Below are 20071 nucleotides of genomic sequence, written 5' to 3'. Positions count from 1 at the left end.
TCTTTTGCGCAGCAAATTTTTACGTATTTACTCAAATTTTTTTGTTAAAATGAATCAAAGGTTAATTTGACCTTAGTTTACCCCTATTAAATATCGGAGAGAACACATGAAAGTAGCAGTTTTAGGCGCAGCAGGCGGCATTGGACAAGCATTATCTTTACTATTAAAAACTCAATTACCAGCAGGGTCTGAGTTATCGCTTTATGATGTTGCTCCAGTTGTTCCAGGTGTGGCAGTAGATTTATCTCATATCCCTACGGATGTAAAAGTTGCTGGTTTTGGTCGTGATGATTTAAATGGTGCTTTAGCTGGTGCTGATATTGTATTAATTCCAGCGGGTATGCCACGTAAACCAGGTATGGACCGTGCTGACTTATTCAATGTAAATGCGGGTATTATCAAAGTATTAGCTGAAGGCATTGTTGCAGCTTGTCCTAAAGCATTAGTTGGTATTATCACTAACCCTGTAAACGGCACTGTACCAATTGTTGCTGAAGTATTCAAAAAAGCAGGTACATATGATGCTAATCGTGTTTTTGGTATTACAACGTTAGATGTTATTCGCTCAGAAGCTTTTGTTGCAGAACTAAAAGGCTTAGATGTTGCTTCAGTAAAAGTTCCCGTTATTGGTGGTCACTCTGGTACAACTATTCTTCCATTACTTTCTCAAGTTGAAGGTGTAAGCTTTACAGATGAAGAAGTTGCTGCCTTAACACCGCGCATTCAAAATGCAGGTACTGAAGTGGTTGAAGCAAAAGCTGGTGGCGGATCTGCTACTTTATCTATGGGGGCAGCCGCAGCACGTTTTTGTATGTCTTTAGTTAAAGGTTTACAAGGCGAAGACGTTGTGGATTATGCTTATGTTGCGGTAGACAACGGCGATGCACCTTATTTTTCTCATCCAGTTCGTTTAGGTGTGAATGGCGTAATTGAAATTTTACCTTACGGTGAGTTAAGTGCTTTTGAACAAAAAGCTAAAGATGATATGTTAGCTACGCTGAAAAAAGATATCCAAGAAGGTATCGATTTTATGGCGTAAAGCCAAAGGTAAAAGGGACCTTAATCGCATGATTAAAGTCCCCACTACTGTCTGTCTATAATAGAGCGACAGTTTTTTGATAACTTGTCGCTTTTTTATTAATCTAACTTGCTTTATTTAACTCCTTTCGAAATTAAAAAGTCTGTATATTCTTTATCTGTTCGCATAATGTGATTAGTTAACCAACGTTTAAGAAATAAAATTAAATCATCACTGATAGTACCTTGCGGATTGTCGATAAATTTATTTTTTAATTCGATAACTTGCGCAATTAAGTCATTGTGTTGTTTTTTATGTTCCTCAGCGTTGCTATAACCGTATTCAGCAAACATATTCTCTTCATAAGTAAAATGTTTTTGGGTATAAGTGGTTAAGCCAGTAAATATTTTTCCCAATAACTCATTTGAGCCACCTGTCAGTTTGGCATCATGAAGCGCATTGATCATATTAACTAGTTTCTTGTGTTGTTCATCAATACTTTTAATACCAACACTTAACTCATTTGACCATTCAATCAATGGCATATTGATTCCCCTATATTTTTAACTACTATTCACGTTAGTGGCAAATACAAGAATAAACAACCTAAATCATCGATTTTACTGTGCTAAATCAATTAAATTTTAACATTTGCTACATTTTCAGAATTATCTATTATCTACCCCAGGGATTGTCTGGTGTTGATGAGCGTTCACGTGTTTTTTTAGCCTTTTTTTGGCGAAGGCGCTCAGCGTCTTCAAAGCTCAATTCAGCTGGTTTTCCTGGCTTTTGATGTGTAGGTATAATGCGATCACGAGGAGGTAATTCAAACTGGCTATCATCAGCGCGCGGTAAACTTTTATATTGATATAAATAAAAACCTTCAACTTTATCTTTTGCCCACTCTGTTTTTTTTAAAAATTTAACACTTGAGTTAATACTTGGATTGGTTTTAAAACAGTTTAGGTTTAAGTAAGCAAAGAGAATTTCAAAACCGTAATGTTCAACTAGCTCCGTGAGCACTTGTTCTAATCCTACCCCATGTAATGGGTTATTTTCGTATATGTTATCTGAACTCATTAAGGTTGTCTCACTCGGGGTTTAATACAAATAAATATTATTGTAAAAAGGATTAGGACGCAAATTACGTTAATATTCAATGTTGGTTGGTACGCAATAAATTAAGCACTGCGATTAGCAGCAATATGCGCCAAGTCAGTTAGTGCTTGTTTATAGTCAGATTCGGGTAAAATAGATAAGGCATTAATGGCTTTGTCTGCTTCAATCTCTGCTCTTTTTTGGGTGTAATTTAAAGCACCTGTTTGCTTCATAGCCGAGAGAATTTCTTCTAAATTCTCCATACCATTTCCATGCTCTATTGCTTCCCTTATAAGCCGTTTTTGCGCATCAGTACCATGTTCCATAGTATAAAGTAAGGGTAATGTTGGCTTACCTTCAGATAAATCATCACCAACATTTTTACCCATTTCTTTCGCATCAGCAGTGTAGTCCATAATATCGTCAACTAATTGAAAAGCTGTACCTAAGTACTTACCATAATCGGCCATTGCTTGTTCCGTTGCTTTGTCTTGTTGAGTAATAACAGCAGCAAGGCGCGTGGCTGCTTCAAATAGCTTAGCAGTTTTGCAGTAAATTACTTTCATATAGCTTTCTTCGGTAGTATCAGGATCATTACAGTTCATTAGTTGTAATACCTCACCCTCAGCAACAATATTCGTGGCATCAGATAAAATATCCATAATGCGCATGTCACCTAACTTTGTCATCATTTGAAAAGAGCGTGTATAAAGGAAGTCTCCTACTAAAACGCTAGCGCTATTACCAAATAATGCATTGGCCGTTTTACGACCTCGACGCATATTAGATTCATCGACAACGTCATCATGTAATAAGGTTGCCGTGTGAATGAACTCAATAATTGCCGCTATAATACAATGTTCATCATTTAATGGACTTGAATTTGCTTGGTTTAACGCCCGTGCTGTCAATACTGTCAACATAGGGCGCATACGTTTTCCACCAGCATTAACAATATAAATGCCTAATTGATTGATTAAAGCGACATCTGAATGTAATTGTTCATAAATAAGGTTGTTTACCTTAGTCATGTCATGTTGAGATAGTGCTTGAATTGCTTTTATATCCACAGTACTTAATTTCCATTTGGGCTAGGAGGTTTTTTATACTATAACCACCTTTTCGATCAGTTTTATAGGTAAATTCTACACTATATTGGCTGACAATAAAGCCGCAAAGACGGTTTCCAATTAGTTTGTTTTGTATTTCCCCTTTATTTCATTGAATGAACGAAAAACTTTATAAATGATTACTTTTATACTTGCCCTGTTCGGTTTCTTAGCGTAGAATTCGCGCCCTATATTTTTAAATTTAGCGTCATTTAACTTAACTAAGAGATGACGCAGTACGGAGTAGCTATGTACGCGGTATTCCAAAGCGGTGGTAAACAGCATCGTGTAACCGAAGGGCAAACAGTTCGCCTAGAAAAACTTGAACTTGAAGTAGGCGCAGCAGTAGAATTTGATAACGTTTTAATGATCGCCGATGGTGAAAACATCAACGTAGGCGCGCCTTACGTTGCAGGTGGTAAAGTAGTGGCTGAGGTTGTTAACCAAGGTCGTGCTGATAAAGTTACTATTGTAAAATTCAAACGTCGTAAGCATTCACGCAAACAAGCGGGCCATCGTCAATGGTTCACTGAAGTGAAGATTACTGGTATTAACGGCTAATTAGGAGCATTTTAACATGGCACATAAGAAAGCTGCAGGTAGTACACGAAATGGTCGTGATTCAGAAGCTAAACGTTTAGGTGTTAAACGTTTTGGTGGTGAATCAGTGTTAGCGGGTAACATCATTGTTCGTCAACGTGGAACTCGTTTTCATGCAGGAAACAATATGGGTATCGGTAAAGACCACACTTTATTCGCATTAGCTGACGGTAAAGTTCAGTTTGATGTTAAAGGTCCAAAAAATCGTAAATTTGTTAGCATTATTGCTGACTAATTTAGAGTCGATTAATAAAAACCTCGCATCATGCGAGGTTTTTTTTTGGTTTGAAAAACAGAGTTGAAATCATTTTTACCGATACTTGTTTATAATATTGGTTGAAAGTATTCGCGGAATATTTATACAAAATGGTTTATACTAACAAGTATATAAACCATGAGAATTTAGGGTTGTTTAAAGCACCATGAAATTTGTTGATGAAGTTGAAATCAGAGTTGAAGCTGGCGACGGCGGTAACGGCTGTGTCAGTTTTCGTAAAGAAAAATATATTGAGTTTGGCGGCCCTAACGGTGGTGATGGTGGTGATGGTGGTGATGTGTACCTTGTTGCACATGAAAGCCTTAACACACTGATTGATTATCGTTTTGAACGTTTCCATCGTGCTAAACGCGGTCAAAACGGACAAAGTCGTGACTGTACAGGTAAAAGTAGTGAAGAATTGGTGTTGAAAGTACCTGTTGGTACTCGTGTTACTGATATTGACACAGGTGAGCTATTAGGTGATTTAACCCATGTAGACCAAAAATTATTGGTAGCTAAAGGTGGCTGGCACGGTTTAGGTAATACACGTTTTAAAAGCAGTACAAACCGCGCACCTAGACAAAGAACCGATGGTACCCCAGGTGAAATACGTAATCTTAAATTAGAGTTACTCTTATTGGCTGATGTTGGTTTATTAGGCTTGCCTAATGCGGGTAAATCAACCTTAATTCGTAGCGTATCGGCAGCAAAACCTAAGGTAGCCGATTACCCTTTCACAACCTTAGTGCCAAACTTGGGGGTAGTACGTTTAGATACACAACGTAGTTTTGTTATCGCTGATATTCCAGGTATCATTGAAGGTGCCGCTGATGGTGCTGGTTTAGGCACACAATTTTTAAAACACCTTGAGCGTTGTCGTATTCTTCTGCATATTATTGATATTATGCCAGCAGATGGATCGGATCCACTTGAAAACGCTAAAACTATTATTAGTGAGCTAGAGCAGCATAATGAAAAACTTGCAGGTAAGCCACGTTGGATTGTATTTAATAAACTTGATTTAATGTTCGAAGATGAAGCTAAAGAATTAACTGATACTATTTTAGCTGGGCTTGATTGGCAAGGTGAAGTGCATAGTATTTCAGCGTTCAATAAAATAGGCACAGAAGAATTATGCCAAAGAGTTATGACTTTCATCGAAGAATTACCACCAGAAGAAGAGGAAGTTGTTGATGGTAAAAATGTTGAATTTAAGTGGGATACTTACCATGAAGATGCGATAGCATCTGATGGCTTAGGTGATGACCTTGATGACGATGATTGGAATGAAGACGATTATGATGTAGAAGTCGAGTATCGTCAATAGTTTGAACTGTTAATTCTATCTTATAAAAAGACTCTTGGTTGATTATCATGAGTCTTTTTTTGTGAGCAGCGCTGTAGAGTGCTTTATAATTGTATGCTGTATAATATTTTATTTAAGCTATTCGCATAATATCGTTTGGTCTAATTAAAATATATGAGACAATTCAGATCGCAATAACATACCAATGGTTCATTATGAAACTTTTAGTTCGCAACCTTTCTCGTACAACAACAGAGCAAGAAATTCGTATCTTATTTTCTACTCATGGCACTGTCACTGAATGTAATTTAGTGCTCGATCAAGAAACAGGTAAATCAAAGGGCTTTGCTTTTGTTGAAATGCCAGACGAAGCTGAAGCAAAATTAGCAATGTCTAGCCTGCATGAAACAAGAGTTGCTAAAAATAAGATTCGAGTAAAAATTGCTCAGTAATTAGAGTGTTTGAGCTAATTTTATTGATTAGATTATAGTGTTTTTGTCTTGATGTGACCTGAATGTATACTATCGCTTATGTATTCTGCTAACACTTTATCGATTGTATCGACACCAGAGTAATGATTGATTATCATGACTCTTTTTTATAGCTCGATAAACTCTTAGGAACACCATGACCATTCTCTCTATGATAGTTGCTACAGCTGACAACAATATTATTGGTAAAGATAATGACATGCCATGGCATTTACCCGCTGATTTAGCCTATTTTAAAAAGGTAACTTTAGGTAAGCCTGTTATTATGGGTAGAAAAACCTATGAGTCGATTGGTAGAGCATTACCTGGACGAAGAAATATTGTTATTTCTCGTGATGAAAATTATATTCCTCAAGGTAAAGGTTCAGAAGATGTTGATGTCGTTACCTCCGTTGCAGAAGCCTTAGCTTTAATTGAACATTTTAATAGCCGTAAGAGTGCTGAAGAAAAGATAGATGAAATTATGGTTATTGGGGGAGGAGCTATTTATAAGCACTGTTTACCTAATGCTGATCGTTTATATGTTACTCATATTAAAGCTGATATTGATGGTGATACTCAATTTCCTCATTATGATGATGGCAGTTGGCAAAAGGTGAGTAGTGAACTACGAATAAGCGATGAAACAAATATCTATGATTTAGATTTTTGTGTTTATCAACGAGTGACAACTGGTGAGTATTAAATGTGCTCTAATGCTTTATTTGATTCTTCAAAATATACACGTAATTCATTTGCTTTAATTTTACTTGTGTTTGGTATTGGCTCTGCCTTGTATGTAAATTTTTACGTTAAACCGACGATAGTAGGTACTGCCTATCATTATGGGCTTTGGTCTTTATTACCTGCGTTTATCACCATTTTATTGTCTTGGTTAACCAGAGAGCCACTAACTGCACTTTTAAGTGGTATTGCGATAGGTGCGTTTATGATGGGTCAATATGATCTTACTGATCAAATATTAATACCCTCTATGGCGCAAGTAGGTACTGCCGGCTTATTACTTTTGTATTTGTGGTTATTGGGTGGTTTGCTCGGTATTTGGTCAAAAACAGGGGCAGCACAAGCTTTTGCTGACTATATGACGCAACATTTTGTGCGTGGCCAGCGGTCAGCTAAGTTAGTAACTTGGTTTTTGGGAGTGCTGTTTTTTCAAGGTGGTACTATGAGTACTGTGCTTGTGGGTACAACAGTGCGTCCTTTAGCTGATAAAGCTAAAATTAGCCATGAAGAAATGAGTTATATTGTTGATTCTACCGCCTCGCCCATTGCTGTTGTTATTGCCTTTAATGCATGGCCAGCGTATGTGCAAGCCTTGATATATGTGCCAGGCGTTGCTTTTTTAGCGACGGAGGCGGATCGTATCGCCTTTTTCTTCTCTGCCATTCCTTTTAGTTTTTACGGTATTTTTGCTGTTATAGGTACTTTGCTGCTTAGCTTAAATATTACCCCCTTTTCTGGAAAACGCATTCGCGCAGCCCACCACAGAGCGGCGACAACTGGGGAGTTAGATGCGCCTAATGCCAAGCCATTAAGTGCAAAAGAACTACAGGTTTGTAATGTTCCAAAAGGTTATAAAGCGCATGTACTTGAATTTATCTTACCATTAATCGCCTTGATTACTACTGCAGTGCTAACCTTTGTTTTCTATGGTTCACCTAAAATAAATTGGGCATTTGGTGTGGCATTACTACTCAGTGCATTTATCGCATTAGGGAAGGGAATGTCGCTAAGTAATATTATTGATGGTTTTGGTAATGGCTTAAAAGGCGTAGTACTCGCATCCGTTATTTTAATGTTAGCTGTAACGATAGGGGCTATTAGTAAACAAATTGGTGGTGGTGTGTATTTAGTTTCACTGCTTTCTACCCAAGTGCCTTATTGGCTATTACCTGTTATTTTACAAATGATGGCAATGATTATAGCCTTTTCAACAGGGACAAGTTGGGGAACTTTCGCTATTGCATTTCCTTTGTCTATGCCGCTTGCTTGGGCTATTGCACAAAGTACTGGAATTGATAATCCTGAATTATTTATGATGATATGTTTTGCGACTGTATTAAACGGCAGTGTCTATGGCGATCAGTGTTCGCCAATTTCAGATACCACTATTTTAAGTTCAATGACTACAGGCTGCGATATGATGGATCATGTAAAATCGCAAATAGTTCCTGCAACTTATGCCGCTGTATTAGCAGCATTATTATGGACCTTAACAGTCGTTATTTTTGTTTGATCTAAAAGAAAAGTATTTAGCTTCGCTAGCGGTGCATTACAAGTTTATTAATAATAATATATATGGTACCAAACAGAATTTAGCTCAATATAACAATTACTTGTAGTTAAGTATAGCGGGTGAGGCTACTTGAAAAAGTAAACCTCATCACATAAACGAATGTAGTAGTAAATTATTTTTTATTCGTTCGGTATTTCTCCGTACTAGCGTTTTTTTCGTTTCTGCACTACTGTGCCAGCTAGGCCTAAACCAAGTAATAATAAAGTAGTAGGTTCAGGAACTTTGGTAGACGTAGAAGCTGCTACTCTGGCATTAGCCACTATATAGCCGTCATCACCTGATACATAATTGCTTAAAGTATCACCAAAAACCCAATTAACGCCATAGGCAATATTAGTAACTAGCTCTCTAGGGGCTCCTGTACCAAGTCCCGTCCAACCAGTAGTTAATTCAGCTATGGTTGGTGGTGCTATTTTAAAACTAGCTAAATCGGCAAAGGTTAAACCAATACCCGCACCAAAACCAATATCGGGCAACCAAGACATATCGCTATTTTCATATATTTTTACTACTTTGTTACTCAAATCAGCAAAAGATAAATCATAGCCATTATTATACAGTGATTGAAATGCTGCATTTGACGGCTCATTTGCCGCAACGGCAAAATTTCCAAAACCATCAGTTATCCAAAAATTTAGATAAGGAGCGACATAAGGACCACTTCCCGTTGTAAATCGACTACGATCATCTAAACGGTCAATATGTAGGTTGGTAATATCACCAAGTGTTGCACCATTAATATCATTAGAGCCAAGGCCTGCTTTCTCACTACTTTCGTCAATGATAAATTCAATACTGCCAACTGAATTAATAATAGTCGGTGTTTTACGAATATCATAAGAAATAAAGCCTGCGTAGCTTGGTGTTGTAAAAACGAAAATGCTTAATCCTGTTATTATCGTCAAAGCTACGGTTCGTAAGCGTCCTATACATGTAATTTTATTCATTAAAAACCTCATCTTGTAATTAATTATATTGAGCGCTAATGTTCACGCATGTTTCATACCATGTTTTGTTTTACTATTTAAAATCAGATGAATAGAGTTTTATTTGCAAACTAAAAATTTTTTAAGCGTGAGTATTGTAAAAAAAACAGACAGTTGTTGTACTTAGCGAAAGATAAAATTTATGAAAAATGTGTGAGTTAGCAATCTGAATTGGTATTACATACTTTAAAGCATAAACCGCTATTATGAAAAACAATAGCGGTTTTTAGTGCTTAAATTAGCATATCTTAAGTAGTAAGTTACAGGTTATGCAGTAACATAATCTAAAATACCTAGCGCGGCCTTTCTACCTTGATCGATAGCGGTAACCACAAGATCTGATCCCAGCACCATATCACCACCAGCAAAAATATTTTGTTTACTGGTTTGTAAGGCAAAATCACTGTTATCTACAGCAAGTACACGACCACGAGAATCAAGTTGAACACCTGCGTCTATCATCCATTGTGGCGGGCTTGGTAAGAAACCAAAGGCGATAACTACCGCGTCTGCTTCCATGACAAATTCACTACCTTCAATGGGTTCTGGATTACGGCGTCCATCAGCGTCTGGTGCGCCAAGTTGGGTTTTAACAAATTTAACCCCGATAGTATTGCCTTTATCATCAATAGCAATATCGAGTGGCTGTAGGTTAAAGGCAAAGTTAACGCCTTCTTCTTTTGCATTTTGCACTTCGCGCGGAGAACCTGGCATATTAGCTTCATCTCGACGGTAGGCACAGGTCACTTCAGTAGCACCTTGACGAATTGATGTACGCACGCAGTCCATTGCGGTATCACCACCACCAAGCACGACCACTTTCTTACCTTTAAAACTGACGTAAGGTTTTACTTGGTTAGATTGTTCCTTTGTAATTCCCATTACATTTTGAGTATTACCTATTAAAAAGTCTAGTGCGTTATAAACACCTGGTGCACTTTCATTTTCAAAGCCTCCACTCATGTCTTTATAGGTACCAAGCCCTAAGAATACCGCGTCAAATTCATTGCTGATTTCTTCAAAGCTGATATCAACGCCAACATTGGTATTTAAACGAAACTCAATACCCATATTTTCAAATATTTCACGACGCTTTTGAATAACACTTTTCTCTAGTTTAAACGACGGAATTCCGAACGTGAGTAAACCACCAATTTGGGCATGACGGTCAAATACTACTGCATCAGCTCCATTACGGGTTAATACATCGGCACAGGCTAAACCAGCAGGGCCAGCACCAATAACCGCAACACGTTTGCCTGTTTTAACTACTTCAGATAAATCAGGTTTCCAACCTTGAGCAAAGGCGGTATCGGTAATGTGTTTTTCAATATTACCGATGGTCACAGCACCAAATTCATCATTTAGGGTACACGCAGATTCACATAATCTGTCTTGTGGACATACGCGGCCACACATTTCAGGTAGACTATTGGTTTGATGACATAAGTCAGCCGCTTCAAAAATTTTACCTTCAGTTACTAGCTCCAACCATTGAGGAATATAATTATGCACGGGGCATTTCCATTCACAGTATGGATTACCGCAATCTAAACAACGATCTGCTTGGCCTGCACTTTGTTCATTACCCAAGGGTTGATAAATTTCAACAAAGTTAATTTTACGTTCATTGATTGGTTTTTTAGCTGGATCAATTCGTTTTACATCAATAAATTGATAAACATTTTTACTCATTGTACTTTTTCCTTATCAATTATTTATTGTGCTTGCACGCGTAATTCAGCACTTGAACGACTACGATGGCCTAGTAAAGTCTTAACATCGGTTGCCGTTGGTTTAATCAATTTAAATAGTGGTGCGAATTTATCAAAATCTTGTAAAATTTCCTGTGCGCGTAGGCTGCCTGTTTCTTCAAAATGATGATTGATTATGCCACGCAAATGTTCTTTATGAATGCTGAGCTCGTCAATAGCTAGCATTTCAATAGACTCAGGATTGATACGTATATCCAAATCGTCTTTTTCATCTAATACATAGGCAAAGCCACCTGTCATACCCGCGCCAAAGTTTACACCAATATCACCTAATATTGTGACAATACCACCTGTCATGTATTCACAGGCATGATCGCCAGTGCCTTCAACAACCGCATGACAGCCCGAATTACGTACAGCAAATCGTTCTCCTGCACGGCCACAAGCGTATAGTTTACCGCCAGTTGCCCCGTATAAACAGGTGTTACCCATAATCATTGTTTTATGGCTTTGGTATTCAACCCCTTTGGGTGGCATAACCGTTATTATTCCACCTGTCATGCCTTTGCCCACATAATCGTTGGCATCACCTGTAAGTTTAAGGTGTAGACCTCCTGCATTCCAAACACCAAAGCTTTGACCTGCTGTACCAGATAAATGGAAAGTAATAGGTGAAGCCGCCATCCCTTGATCACCATGTTGTCGCGCTATTTCACCTGATAAGGTTGCCCCAACAGAGCGATCGGTATTTTGTATAGAAAATCTGTATTCGCCTCCTTTGCTGTGTGCAACCGCCTCATGTGCGATAGCGACCATTTTCTGATTTAATTGTCCTTGATCAAACGGTTTGTTTGCTTCTGTTTGATGCAGTGCCGTATTATCACTAGCAACAACTGGGGCGATAATTGGTGATAAGTCTAATTTTTGTTGTTTGGCACTAATGCCTTCAATTTGTGTTAGTAAGTCTACTCTGCCAATAATGTCAGTTAAACTTTTAACGCCTAAACTCGCAAGAATCTCACGTACATCTTGAGCAATAAATTTAAAATAATTCATGACTTGGTCAGGTAAGCCTTTGAAAAATTGTTCGCGTAACACTTCGTCTTGTGTTGCTACACCCGTTGCACAATTATTTAAGTGACATATACGTAAAAATTTACAGCCTAATGCCACCATAGGTACAGTACCAAATCCGAAACTTTCTGCGCCTAATATGGCAGCCTTAACAATATCTATACCCGTTTTTAAGCCACCGTCTACTTGTAAACGTACTTTATGACGTAGACCATTAGTAACTAAGGCTTGATGTGCTTCAGCTAAGCCTAACTCCCAAGGACAACCAGCGTATTTTACAGACGTTAATGGGCTAGCTGCAGTACCTCCGTCATAACCTGAAATAGTAATAAAATCAGCATATGCTTTGGCAACACCTGCAGCAATGGTTCCCACACCAGGGCCAGAAACTAACTTCACAGAAATAACTGCTTTAGGGTTGACCTGTTTTAAGTCAAAAATAAGCTGTGCTAAATCTTCAATTGAATAAATATCATGGTGGGGAGGCGGTGAAATAAGCGTGACACCTGGTACTGAGTAACGTAATTTTGCAATTAATGGTGATACTTTATCACCAGGCAATTGTCCACCTTCACCTGGTTTTGCCCCTTGTGCTACTTTAATTTGTAATACATCAGCATTCACTAAATAGTGTGGCGTTACCCCAAAACGACCCGAAGCAATTTGTTTAATACGAGAGTTTTTAACAGTACCAAAGCGGCGTTCGTCTTCACCACCTTCGCCAGAATTTGAGCTACCACCTAAACGATTCATTGCAATGGCAAGTGCTTCATGAGCCTCGGGGCTTAACGCGCCAATTGACATAGCAGCAGAGTCAAAACGTTTAAACATTTCATTGCTACTTTCAACCTGCGAAAGCTCAATGGTTTCACAATCATCTTTTAATACTAATAAGTCTCGCAGCATTGCGATTGGGCGGTTATTTACTTCGTCAGCAAACTTACGGTAATCATCATAATTGCCGTTTTGTACGGCACGTTGTAAGTAGTTCACTACATTTGGGTTAAAGGCATGGTATTCTTCACCATGTACGTATTTAAGTAAGCCGCCATGAGACATTTTTTGATGAGGTAAAAACGCTTTACGAGCAAGATTAATATTGTCTTGTTCAATATCAGAAAAATCAGCGCCTTGAATGCGGCTTGGTAAATCACTAAAACATAATTTTATTATGTTGTCATTTAAACCAATAACTTCAAACAACCCCGCACAACGATAACTGGCTATGGTTGAAATTCCCATTTTAGACAGTATTTTTAACAACCCCTTGTTGATACCTTCACGATAGTTAACTACCGCATCACGAGCACTTAATTTAATTTGGCCTTGTTCAACCAATTGCTCAATGGTTTCAAAAGCTAAATAAGGGTAGATGGCGGTAGCCCCTAGCCCTAGTAATACGGCATATTGGTGTGAGTCGCGTACAGAAGCAGTTTCTACAATAATGTTTGAATCACAACGGAGTTGCTGATCAACTAAACGTTTTTGTACTGCACCAACCGCCATCGCAGCAGGAATCACTAATAATCCAGGATGAATCTGCCTATCAGAAAGTACCAGAATAACCGTACTTTTATTTTTGACTAAATCTTCGGCTTCATCACATAAACGGTTAATAGCAGCCTCTAACCCTTCGTCGCTATCATACGTTAAGGTTAATGTGTCTGAGCGATAATGAGCGGGGTCTAATTCACGTAACTGTTTTAAACCAGTGTACATTAATACAGGAGTAGAAAACAGCATGCGATCGGCATGCCCTGATGTCTCGTTAAATACGTTATGCTCACGACCAATACAGGTACCAAGCGACATAACATAACGTTCGCGTAATGGGTCAATAGGTGGGTTGGTCACTTGGGCAAATTGTTGGCGGAAATAATCATATAACACACGTGGTTTACTTGATAAAACGGCCATTGGGGTGTCATCACCCATTGAACCTGTCGCTTCTTGGCCGTTTTCTGCCAATGTTTTAATCACTTGATGAATTTCTTCATAACTGTAATTAAACATTTTATGGTATTGATTCATTTCAGTATCAGAGAATACGCGCACACCTATTTGATTGGCTTCTAGCTCGTCAAATGGTATTAAACGACGAACGTGTTTGTTGAGCCATTCACGGTAGGGATGACGACCTTTTAATTCATTATTGATATCGTTTGAGTTAAAAAGTTTGCCTGTGTAGGTATCAAGCGCAAGCATTTCGCCTGGACCCACACGACCTTTTTCAACAACTTCATCTTCACCGTAATCCCAAATACCTACTTCTGAAGCAAGGGTAATAAAGCCATTACGGGTGATTACATAACGGGCGGGACGTAAGCCATTTCTGTCTAAGTTGCAGGCAACGTGACGACCATTGGTCATTACCACACCCGCTGGGCCGTCCCAAGGCTCCATGTGCATGGAGTTAAATTCATAAAAGGCGCGTAATTCATCATCCATTAATGTGCTGTTTTGCCATGCAGGGGGCATTAATAAACGCATAGCGCGGTATAAATCCATACCACCTGCAAGAAAAAGTTCAAGCATATTGTCTAAAGAAGAGGAGTCAGACCCTGTTTGACCAACAAAAGGTGCGGCTTCTTGTAAATCTGGTAGCAGAGGGGATTTAAAACGATACGTGCGTGCACGTGACCATTGACGATTACCATTAATGGTATTAATTTCACCATTATGTGCCAAGTATCTAAAGGGTTGTGCTAAATACCATTGTGGCGATGTATTGGTTGAAAAACGTTGATGAAAAACACAAATAGCGCTTTGCATGCGAATATCAGCAAGATCTAAATAGAAATTAGGTAAATCTATCGGCATCATTAAGCCTTTATAGATAGTGACCAAACACGACAAGCTAGCAACATAAAATACATCGTCAGTGATGCGTTTTTCAGCACGACGACGTGCCATGTATAAGCGTCGCTCTAAATCACGATTTCGCCAACCTGGAGGTGCATCAACAAATACTTGCTCAATTGTTGGCATATTATTGATAGCTGCATTACCTAATACCGAGGTGTCGATAGGAACTGTTCGCCAACCTACAAGGGTTAAACTTTCGTTAGCAAACTCTTCTTCTAGTATTTTTTTTGATAAGGCTGCAGCAACAGGATCAGGGTTTAAAAAGATCATACCTACTGCGTATTTTTTACCAAGCTTCCAACCATTGTCTTCAGCAACAGCACGAAAAAAAGTATCTGGCTTTTGTAGCAATAAACCACAACCATCACCTGTTTTACCATCAGCAGCAATGCCACCTCGATGTTGCATGCGATCTAAGGCTGAAATAGCAGTTTTAATAAGTTTATGGCTGGTTTCACCATGTTGATGGGCGATTAAGCCAAAACCACAATTTTCACGTTGAACGCTATGATCATAAAGCTGCATTACTGTCTCCTAATAAAAAATCCGCTTGGTTACAGAATAAAAAAGGATTAAAGGTAAGAGAAAAGCGTTTAACTATTCCGTTTTTATCCAAGAGGAGGGATGCTTACATTACTCATTTGCATGGAAAAGGTCAATTGAAATAGAGCTTTTGCTCGTAATTTTTCAACAGGATTTTTAAGGGATAAATTTAGCTTATGCTAATTATTAAGTTTAACTATTTGTTTTCTTCTTTAATTTGTTAAGTTAGGGAAGTTTTGATTTTCATTGTCAGTTTCTTCTTTTAACCAAGCAAGAAAAATATCGAGCCGTGCTTTTTTAGCTGAATTTGGATCATAAACATAATACCGCTTAAACGAGATGGGATGTTTTATTCCAAATGGAATAACGAGTTGCCCCGTGTTTACGTATTGAGGGTATAAAGCCCGAGAAGTTAACGTAAATCCATGGCCACTGAGTACGGCACTTAACGCTATATCACCACTACTGACTTGTGTCCATTTCTTATGATGTTGATAATTTTCAACTCCTGCCTGTTTAAACCAAGTTGTCCAATCAATAGAGCCTGCGTGTTCTAAATTAACCAACCAACACTTTAAAATGTCTTGGGGTTGTTTGAAATTCATTTCTTTGGCCAGTTGTGGGGAACAGACAGGGTAAACATGATCCTCCCCAACGAAGTCATAAACCATTTCGTCGTGAATTTCATTGTCTAAGGTCGTTCTAAAACGAATAGCTAGATCAATATGTCCTTGACGAAGATCTTCAATACGATTGGAAGACAGTACTCTGATTTCTATTTCAGGATGTTTGACTGAAAACCGAAACAAACGTGGCATCAACCAGAGTGAAGTGAAAGCTTGAGTTGAGGTAATCGTTAAACTACCCGTAACTTCTTCGGTTTGAATACTATTAAAGCCTTTCACAAGCGTGTTAAATGCAAGGTGAGTTGCTTGATAGAGTTTTTCGCCACTATTTGTTAACTGCATTTTTCTACCGTTGCGTGTAAAAAGACGAGTACCCAACGAGGTTTCTAATTGTCGCATTTGTTGGCTGACGGCCGCTTGCGTTACAAATAACTCTTCAGCTGCTTTACTGTAACTTTCATGTCTGGCTGCACTCTCAAAACTACGTAAATTGTTTAAGTGCTTTAATCGTTTATCCATTTTGAGCATCTCAATTAATGAATTAAATAAGGTTGGTACTATAAGTTAGTAATAAGCACAGCTTATAGCAAATGTTAATTATTATTGCTGGTTCAATAAAATAGTTCAATGCAAAATAACAGCACCTATCAAAGGAGGACTAACAATGTGTGTATCTAAAAATATCTTAAAACCTATTTCAACTACGATAAATGAAAAAGGGAAAATCAAGCTGAGTATCGAATGCATCAAAGGACACAGCATCGAAAGCCACATTGAAGACGTTACGGAAAATAGCACTGAAAATATGACGGTTGAACTAGACGATGTGACACCTGAATCGTATGTTCCTAGCAAATTTGAAAAACTATTAACGAACATTTCAAATAAGCTAGGTTTATCTTTTGCGATATATCAGAAATAACTCATTGCTTTAACTAATTTCATCAATCCCTTGCATTTATTCTCGTTTACAGGGATAAGTGTTTAAAAAAATAGGAGTCATCAAGTGTTGAAACGTCCATCTTTATACTTATTACTATTAACTAGCGCCTTATTACTACCATTGCAGCTGCAAGCAAAGGTGAGTGATGTAGCAAAACAAACTTCGCAGTATGCTGCGGATACTTATCAAGATCAGATGCTAATGAGCCTTGAAAAGTTAGTGAAATTTAATACCGTTGCCATTGACGGTTTACCTTCAACAGATAATCCAGTGCATCAAGCGTTTAAGCAAGAACTGGCGCAGCAGGCTAAGCAGCTAGGATTAGACTACACCGACCACGGCTATATTGTCATCATCGGTTTAGGTAATAGCCAAGAGCGCCTTGGGATGATCACGCATGGCGATGTTCAGCCTGCGACGCCGGCTAAATGGGCTAAATCTCCCTTTGAACTTGATCTCACCTCAGCGCCTGGAAAGTTAGTGGGCAGAGGAACAGAAGATGATAAAGGCTCAATTTCGAATGCGCTTTATGCAATGAAATCAATTAAAGATAAGCATATTAAACTCAAAAAAAGAATTGAATTATATGTTTATATGGCTGAAGAATCTGACTGGGCGCCGTTAGAAGCTTACATTAAGGAGCACACTTTACCTCAAGTAAACATTACTCTTGATGCTGAATATCCTGTTGTTACAGCAGAGAAAGGTTATGGCACTATCAGTATGACCTTTCCTAACTTGAATTCAGACGATGACGAGGTGCTCTCTGAAAGTGTTCATTTAAGTGCCTTTAGCGGTGGTTTTTTCGGTAGCCAAATTCCCGAAGACGCCCAAGCCACAATCGAAAATGCCAATGAAAAGTTATTAGTTAAACTAAAACAAGCGGCCAAATCACATTCAGGTATTCAGTATGATTATCAATGGCAGGCTAATGCTTTAACGATAAAGGCGCTGGGAAAATCTGCTCATTCATCTAAACCCGAAAACGGTGTTAATGCGATTACCTATTTAGCTGATTTATTATCATTTACCCGTTGGCCTAACAACGCTAGCGGTGCGCTTGTTAATTTTATTAATGATAATATAGGTACAGGTTTATACGGAGAAAAGTTTGGCAATGTTGCTTATAGCGATGATTTTATGGGGCCAATGTCTTTACAAGCAACCGTATTAAAGCAAAAAGAGCAGGGCATAGAGCTTAATATTAACTTACGTCGCCCCAAAGGAAAAACTGCAGCACAGTTAGAAAGTGAGATTAATTTAACGCTTAAACAATGGCAGCAGGCGAATCAAGTAACTCTCAGCAATTTAAAAAACTACATTGGCGAACCGTTTGTGCAAAATAATGCGCCGCAAATAGATACCTTACTAAATGTATTCTCGTTTTATACGGGTATTACTGACGCTAAACCTGTCGCTATCGGTGGTGGCACCAATTCAAGGCTGTTCCCTAATGCCGTTAGCTTTGGTCCTTCCATGCCAGGTAAAGAATACACCGGGCATTCCGAACATGAGTTTATCACCATGGAACAATTTATATTGAATTTAAAAATGTACACTGCGGTGTTGATTGAATTAGCGCAGTAAAGAATACAAGCTTACCCCGTGTAGGGCGTAATTCATTGCGCTGTGTCAGAATGAATTATAACCATGGCTATCCGCCTAATATATTAAATACCCCGGAAGATGATGCTATTGCCTATGAACGTAGCTCGCCAATATACTTCACAGAAAGTTTAACTAAATCATTATTGATCAATGATTAATAGGTAATCTTTTGACTACGTGAAATATCAGTGCTTGCTACCCTTATCATGGCAAACTTTCATTTTATTACGCAGTAGTATGAATTATTATTAGATAAAGAAATATAAAGCACAGTTCTGTCTTCCTATAGCAGCTATTCAGGCCAAGTTAATAGTTTTATTTACATTGTGTTTGTAATTTTATCCTATAACATTATTACAAGGCGTTTTGGGGCGTAACAACAAAAAGCCATTTTAAAATACATATAATTATCTGTTTACAAAGGTGTTTTTTAGTGAAATTATTAACACATGTAATATACGCCGTTTTGGGGTGTTATAAACCCCCAAAATGGTGTTCAATAAGCTGTTAAGTAGCTAATAGGAGTTTTGTCATGGCTGAAGGAAGTTCAGTGGTTAATTTTGGTGATATATCAAAACCAGCTACTGTATTAATTGAAAAAATATCTAGTGCTGTTGGCGTATTATATGAGCCTCGACGTATTAAAAAAATGGCCGTGGCTGAGGCGGAAGCTGAAAAAATCAAAGCTATTTCAAGCCTTGAATTAACAGAGATTCAACAGCGCGGGATCGATCGTTTAATCAATCAAGAAGAACGAAAACAGAAAAACATAGAAAGCATCACAGCACAAGCTATTCATAGTTTACCTAATGAAGCTAGAGTTGATGATTTAGAAGAAGATTGGATTGCACACTTTTTTGATAAATGCGACAAAATATCGGATAAAGAAATGCAAACACTATGGTCAGGTTTACTATCAGGAGAGGCAACTAAGCCGGGTAGTTTCTCTAAACGAACGGTAGATTTTGTAAGCTCCATGGACAAGAAAGATGCTGAAATGTTTAGACGGCTCTGTCAGTTTACATGGGTGATTGATGAGCCTGTTCCTATTATTTATGATACGAACAGTGATATTTATAAGAAGAATGGTATTGGGTTTGATGAATTAAATCACCTGCAAGATATTGGGTTGATAACACTGCAAATGTCAACAGGTTATCTTCACACTGAACTGCCTAAAATTACGAAAGTATATTACTTTGGAGAGTGTACTGAGATAGTGTTCCCTGAAGAAACACCTAAAAATTCAATTGACATAGGTAAGGCAATATTTACGCAAGTAGGAGTAGAGTTAGAAAGGATTTGTGATGCGGAGAAAAATCCTGAATTCTTTGAATACATTCTTACTAGACTTGGTAGTCGTGGCGGAAAGGTGTCAAAAGCTACTTAACAAGGCATTAAAGTCGGATTCGTAACAGTTTGCTCGGTTCCGCTTCGCTTCACATTTTAGCAAACAGTTTCTCACCGCTTAATGCGGCGTTGAGGCTGTAGAATTTCTCCAAAGTAGAAAATCACGGGTTAAATTTATGTTCAC

17 protein-coding genes are annotated in these 20071 nt (G+C 38.2%); 10 read left to right on the top strand and 7 right to left on the bottom strand.

What is annotated here, in order from left to right:
* The first annotated feature begins 106 nt into the window (after positions 1-106).
* Complete coding sequence (gene mdh / locus ACE1OF_RS07670; RefSeq protein ID WP_448893695.1) at positions 107-1039, top strand: malate dehydrogenase; 933 nt, start codon at positions 107-109, stop codon at positions 1037-1039.
* A gap of 113 nt (positions 1040-1152) precedes the next feature.
* Here the strand turns inward: mdh and ACE1OF_RS07665 are convergent, their stop codons facing one another.
* The 3 genes from ACE1OF_RS07665 to ispB all read right to left on the bottom strand — a co-directional run bounded on the left by ACE1OF_RS07665 (position 1153) and on the right by ispB (position 3186).
* A complete protein-coding gene (locus tag ACE1OF_RS07665) occupies positions 1153-1563 on the bottom strand; it encodes a bacteriohemerythrin (protein WP_448893694.1) in 411 nt (136 codons plus the stop codon).
* Between the two features lie 130 nt (positions 1564-1693).
* Entirely contained in the window at positions 1694-2098 is a 405-nt protein-coding gene (locus ACE1OF_RS07660; protein WP_448893693.1) for a VF530 family DNA-binding protein, read from the bottom strand.
* 101 nt (positions 2099-2199) lie between these two features.
* On the bottom strand, positions 2200-3186 hold the full coding sequence (gene ispB, locus ACE1OF_RS07655) for an octaprenyl diphosphate synthase (RefSeq protein ID WP_448893692.1): 987 nt from the start codon (positions 3184-3186) through the stop codon (positions 2200-2202).
* Positions 3187-3474: 288 nt separating this feature from the next.
* Between ispB and rplU the strand changes: the two genes are divergently transcribed.
* The 6 genes from rplU to ACE1OF_RS07625 all read left to right on the top strand — a co-directional run bounded on the left by rplU (position 3475) and on the right by ACE1OF_RS07625 (position 8117).
* Positions 3475-3786 carry a 50S ribosomal protein L21 gene (rplU, locus tag ACE1OF_RS07650; protein ID WP_242284241.1) on the top strand — a complete coding sequence of 104 codons (312 nt, stop codon included), beginning with the start codon at positions 3475-3477 and terminating at the stop codon, positions 3784-3786.
* 16 nt (positions 3787-3802) lie between these two features.
* Entirely contained in the window at positions 3803-4060 is a 258-nt protein-coding gene (gene rpmA, locus ACE1OF_RS07645) for a 50S ribosomal protein L27 (RefSeq protein WP_448893691.1), read from the top strand.
* A gap of 187 nt (positions 4061-4247) precedes the next feature.
* Positions 4248-5411, top strand: a complete 1164-nt coding sequence (gene cgtA / locus ACE1OF_RS07640; protein ID WP_448893690.1) for an Obg family GTPase CgtA — start codon at positions 4248-4250, stop codon at positions 5409-5411.
* Positions 5412-5605: 194 nt separating this feature from the next.
* Positions 5606-5842 (top strand): RNA recognition motif domain-containing protein, encoded by a 237-nt coding sequence (locus tag ACE1OF_RS07635; protein WP_448893689.1) that lies wholly within the window; start codon positions 5606-5608, stop codon positions 5840-5842.
* 175 nt (positions 5843-6017) lie between these two features.
* Positions 6018-6566 carry a type 3 dihydrofolate reductase gene (folA, locus tag ACE1OF_RS07630; protein WP_448893688.1) on the top strand — a complete coding sequence of 183 codons (549 nt, stop codon included), beginning with the start codon at positions 6018-6020 and terminating at the stop codon, positions 6564-6566.
* Positions 6567-8117, top strand: coding sequence for a Na+/H+ antiporter NhaC family protein (locus tag ACE1OF_RS07625; RefSeq protein ID WP_448893687.1), 1551 nt, complete (start codon positions 6567-6569; stop codon positions 8115-8117). It abuts the gene before it with no gap.
* 203 nt (positions 8118-8320) lie between these two features.
* Here the strand turns inward: ACE1OF_RS07625 and ACE1OF_RS07620 are convergent, their stop codons facing one another.
* From ACE1OF_RS07620 to ACE1OF_RS07605, 4 genes are all read right to left on the bottom strand, one after another.
* On the bottom strand, positions 8321-9124 hold the full coding sequence (locus ACE1OF_RS07620) for a PEP-CTERM sorting domain-containing protein (RefSeq protein WP_448893686.1): 804 nt from the start codon (positions 9122-9124) through the stop codon (positions 8321-8323).
* A gap of 306 nt (positions 9125-9430) precedes the next feature.
* Positions 9431-10858: an FAD-dependent oxidoreductase gene (locus tag ACE1OF_RS07615; protein ID WP_448893685.1), complete on the bottom strand. Its 1428-nt coding sequence runs from the start codon at positions 10856-10858 to the stop codon at positions 9431-9433.
* 23 nt (positions 10859-10881) lie between these two features.
* Positions 10882-15342 (bottom strand): glutamate synthase large subunit, encoded by a 4461-nt coding sequence (gltB, locus tag ACE1OF_RS07610; protein ID WP_448893684.1) that lies wholly within the window; start codon positions 15340-15342, stop codon positions 10882-10884.
* Between the two features lie 230 nt (positions 15343-15572).
* The gene (locus tag ACE1OF_RS07605) at positions 15573-16505 is read right to left on the bottom strand and encodes a LysR substrate-binding domain-containing protein (protein WP_448893683.1); all 933 of its coding nucleotides are present in this window, start codon (positions 16503-16505) and stop codon (positions 15573-15575) included.
* Positions 16506-16650: 145 nt separating this feature from the next.
* Here ACE1OF_RS07605 and ACE1OF_RS07600 point away from each other — a divergent pair, with 145 nt between their 5' ends.
* The 3 genes from ACE1OF_RS07600 (at position 16651) to ACE1OF_RS07590 (ending at position 19927) form a co-directional block, all read left to right on the top strand.
* Entirely contained in the window at positions 16651-16908 is a 258-nt protein-coding gene (locus ACE1OF_RS07600) for a hypothetical protein (RefSeq protein ID WP_448893682.1), read from the top strand.
* A gap of 84 nt (positions 16909-16992) precedes the next feature.
* Complete coding sequence (locus ACE1OF_RS07595) at positions 16993-18516, top strand: dipeptidase (RefSeq protein WP_448893680.1); 1524 nt, start codon at positions 16993-16995, stop codon at positions 18514-18516.
* Positions 18517-19069: 553 nt separating this feature from the next.
* Positions 19070-19927, top strand: a complete 858-nt coding sequence (locus ACE1OF_RS07590) for a DUF2806 domain-containing protein (protein ID WP_448893679.1) — start codon at positions 19070-19072, stop codon at positions 19925-19927.
* The last annotated feature ends 144 nt before the right edge of the window (positions 19928-20071 follow it).

It is taken from the genome of Colwellia sp. E150_009, assembly GCF_053543955.1.
This window is presented reverse-complemented; position numbering and strand designations above follow the sequence as displayed.

Excerpts from the sequence above, each read along its gene's own strand:
- ACE1OF_RS07660 (WP_448893693.1), bottom strand. The coding sequence starts at position 2,098 with ATGAGTTCAGATAACATATACGAAAATAACCCATTACATGGGGTAGGA.
- ACE1OF_RS07590 (WP_448893679.1), top strand. The coding sequence starts at position 19,070 with ATGGCTGAAGGAAGTTCAGTGGTTAATTTTGGTGATATATCAAAACCA.
- mdh (WP_448893695.1), top strand. The coding sequence starts at position 107 with ATGAAAGTAGCAGTTTTAGGCGCAGCAGGCGGCATTGGACAAGCATTA.
- ACE1OF_RS07600 (WP_448893682.1), top strand. The coding sequence starts at position 16,651 with ATGTGTGTATCTAAAAATATCTTAAAACCTATTTCAACTACGATAAAT.
- ACE1OF_RS07615 (WP_448893685.1), bottom strand. The coding sequence starts at position 10,858 with ATGAGTAAAAATGTTTATCAATTTATTGATGTAAAACGAATTGATCCA.
- gltB (WP_448893684.1), bottom strand. The coding sequence starts at position 15,342 with ATGCAGCTTTATGATCATAGCGTTCAACGTGAAAATTGTGGTTTTGGC.
- ACE1OF_RS07625 (WP_448893687.1), top strand. The coding sequence starts at position 6,567 with ATGTGCTCTAATGCTTTATTTGATTCTTCAAAATATACACGTAATTCA.
- ACE1OF_RS07665 (WP_448893694.1), bottom strand. The coding sequence starts at position 1,563 with ATGCCATTGATTGAATGGTCAAATGAGTTAAGTGTTGGTATTAAAAGT.
- rplU (WP_242284241.1), top strand. The coding sequence starts at position 3,475 with ATGTACGCGGTATTCCAAAGCGGTGGTAAACAGCATCGTGTAACCGAA.
- rpmA (WP_448893691.1), top strand. The coding sequence starts at position 3,803 with ATGGCACATAAGAAAGCTGCAGGTAGTACACGAAATGGTCGTGATTCA.
- ACE1OF_RS07635 (WP_448893689.1), top strand. The coding sequence starts at position 5,606 with ATGAAACTTTTAGTTCGCAACCTTTCTCGTACAACAACAGAGCAAGAA.
- folA (WP_448893688.1), top strand. The coding sequence starts at position 6,018 with ATGACCATTCTCTCTATGATAGTTGCTACAGCTGACAACAATATTATT.
- ACE1OF_RS07620 (WP_448893686.1), bottom strand. The coding sequence starts at position 9,124 with ATGAATAAAATTACATGTATAGGACGCTTACGAACCGTAGCTTTGACG.
- cgtA (WP_448893690.1), top strand. The coding sequence starts at position 4,248 with ATGAAATTTGTTGATGAAGTTGAAATCAGAGTTGAAGCTGGCGACGGC.
- ACE1OF_RS07605 (WP_448893683.1), bottom strand. The coding sequence starts at position 16,505 with ATGGATAAACGATTAAAGCACTTAAACAATTTACGTAGTTTTGAGAGT.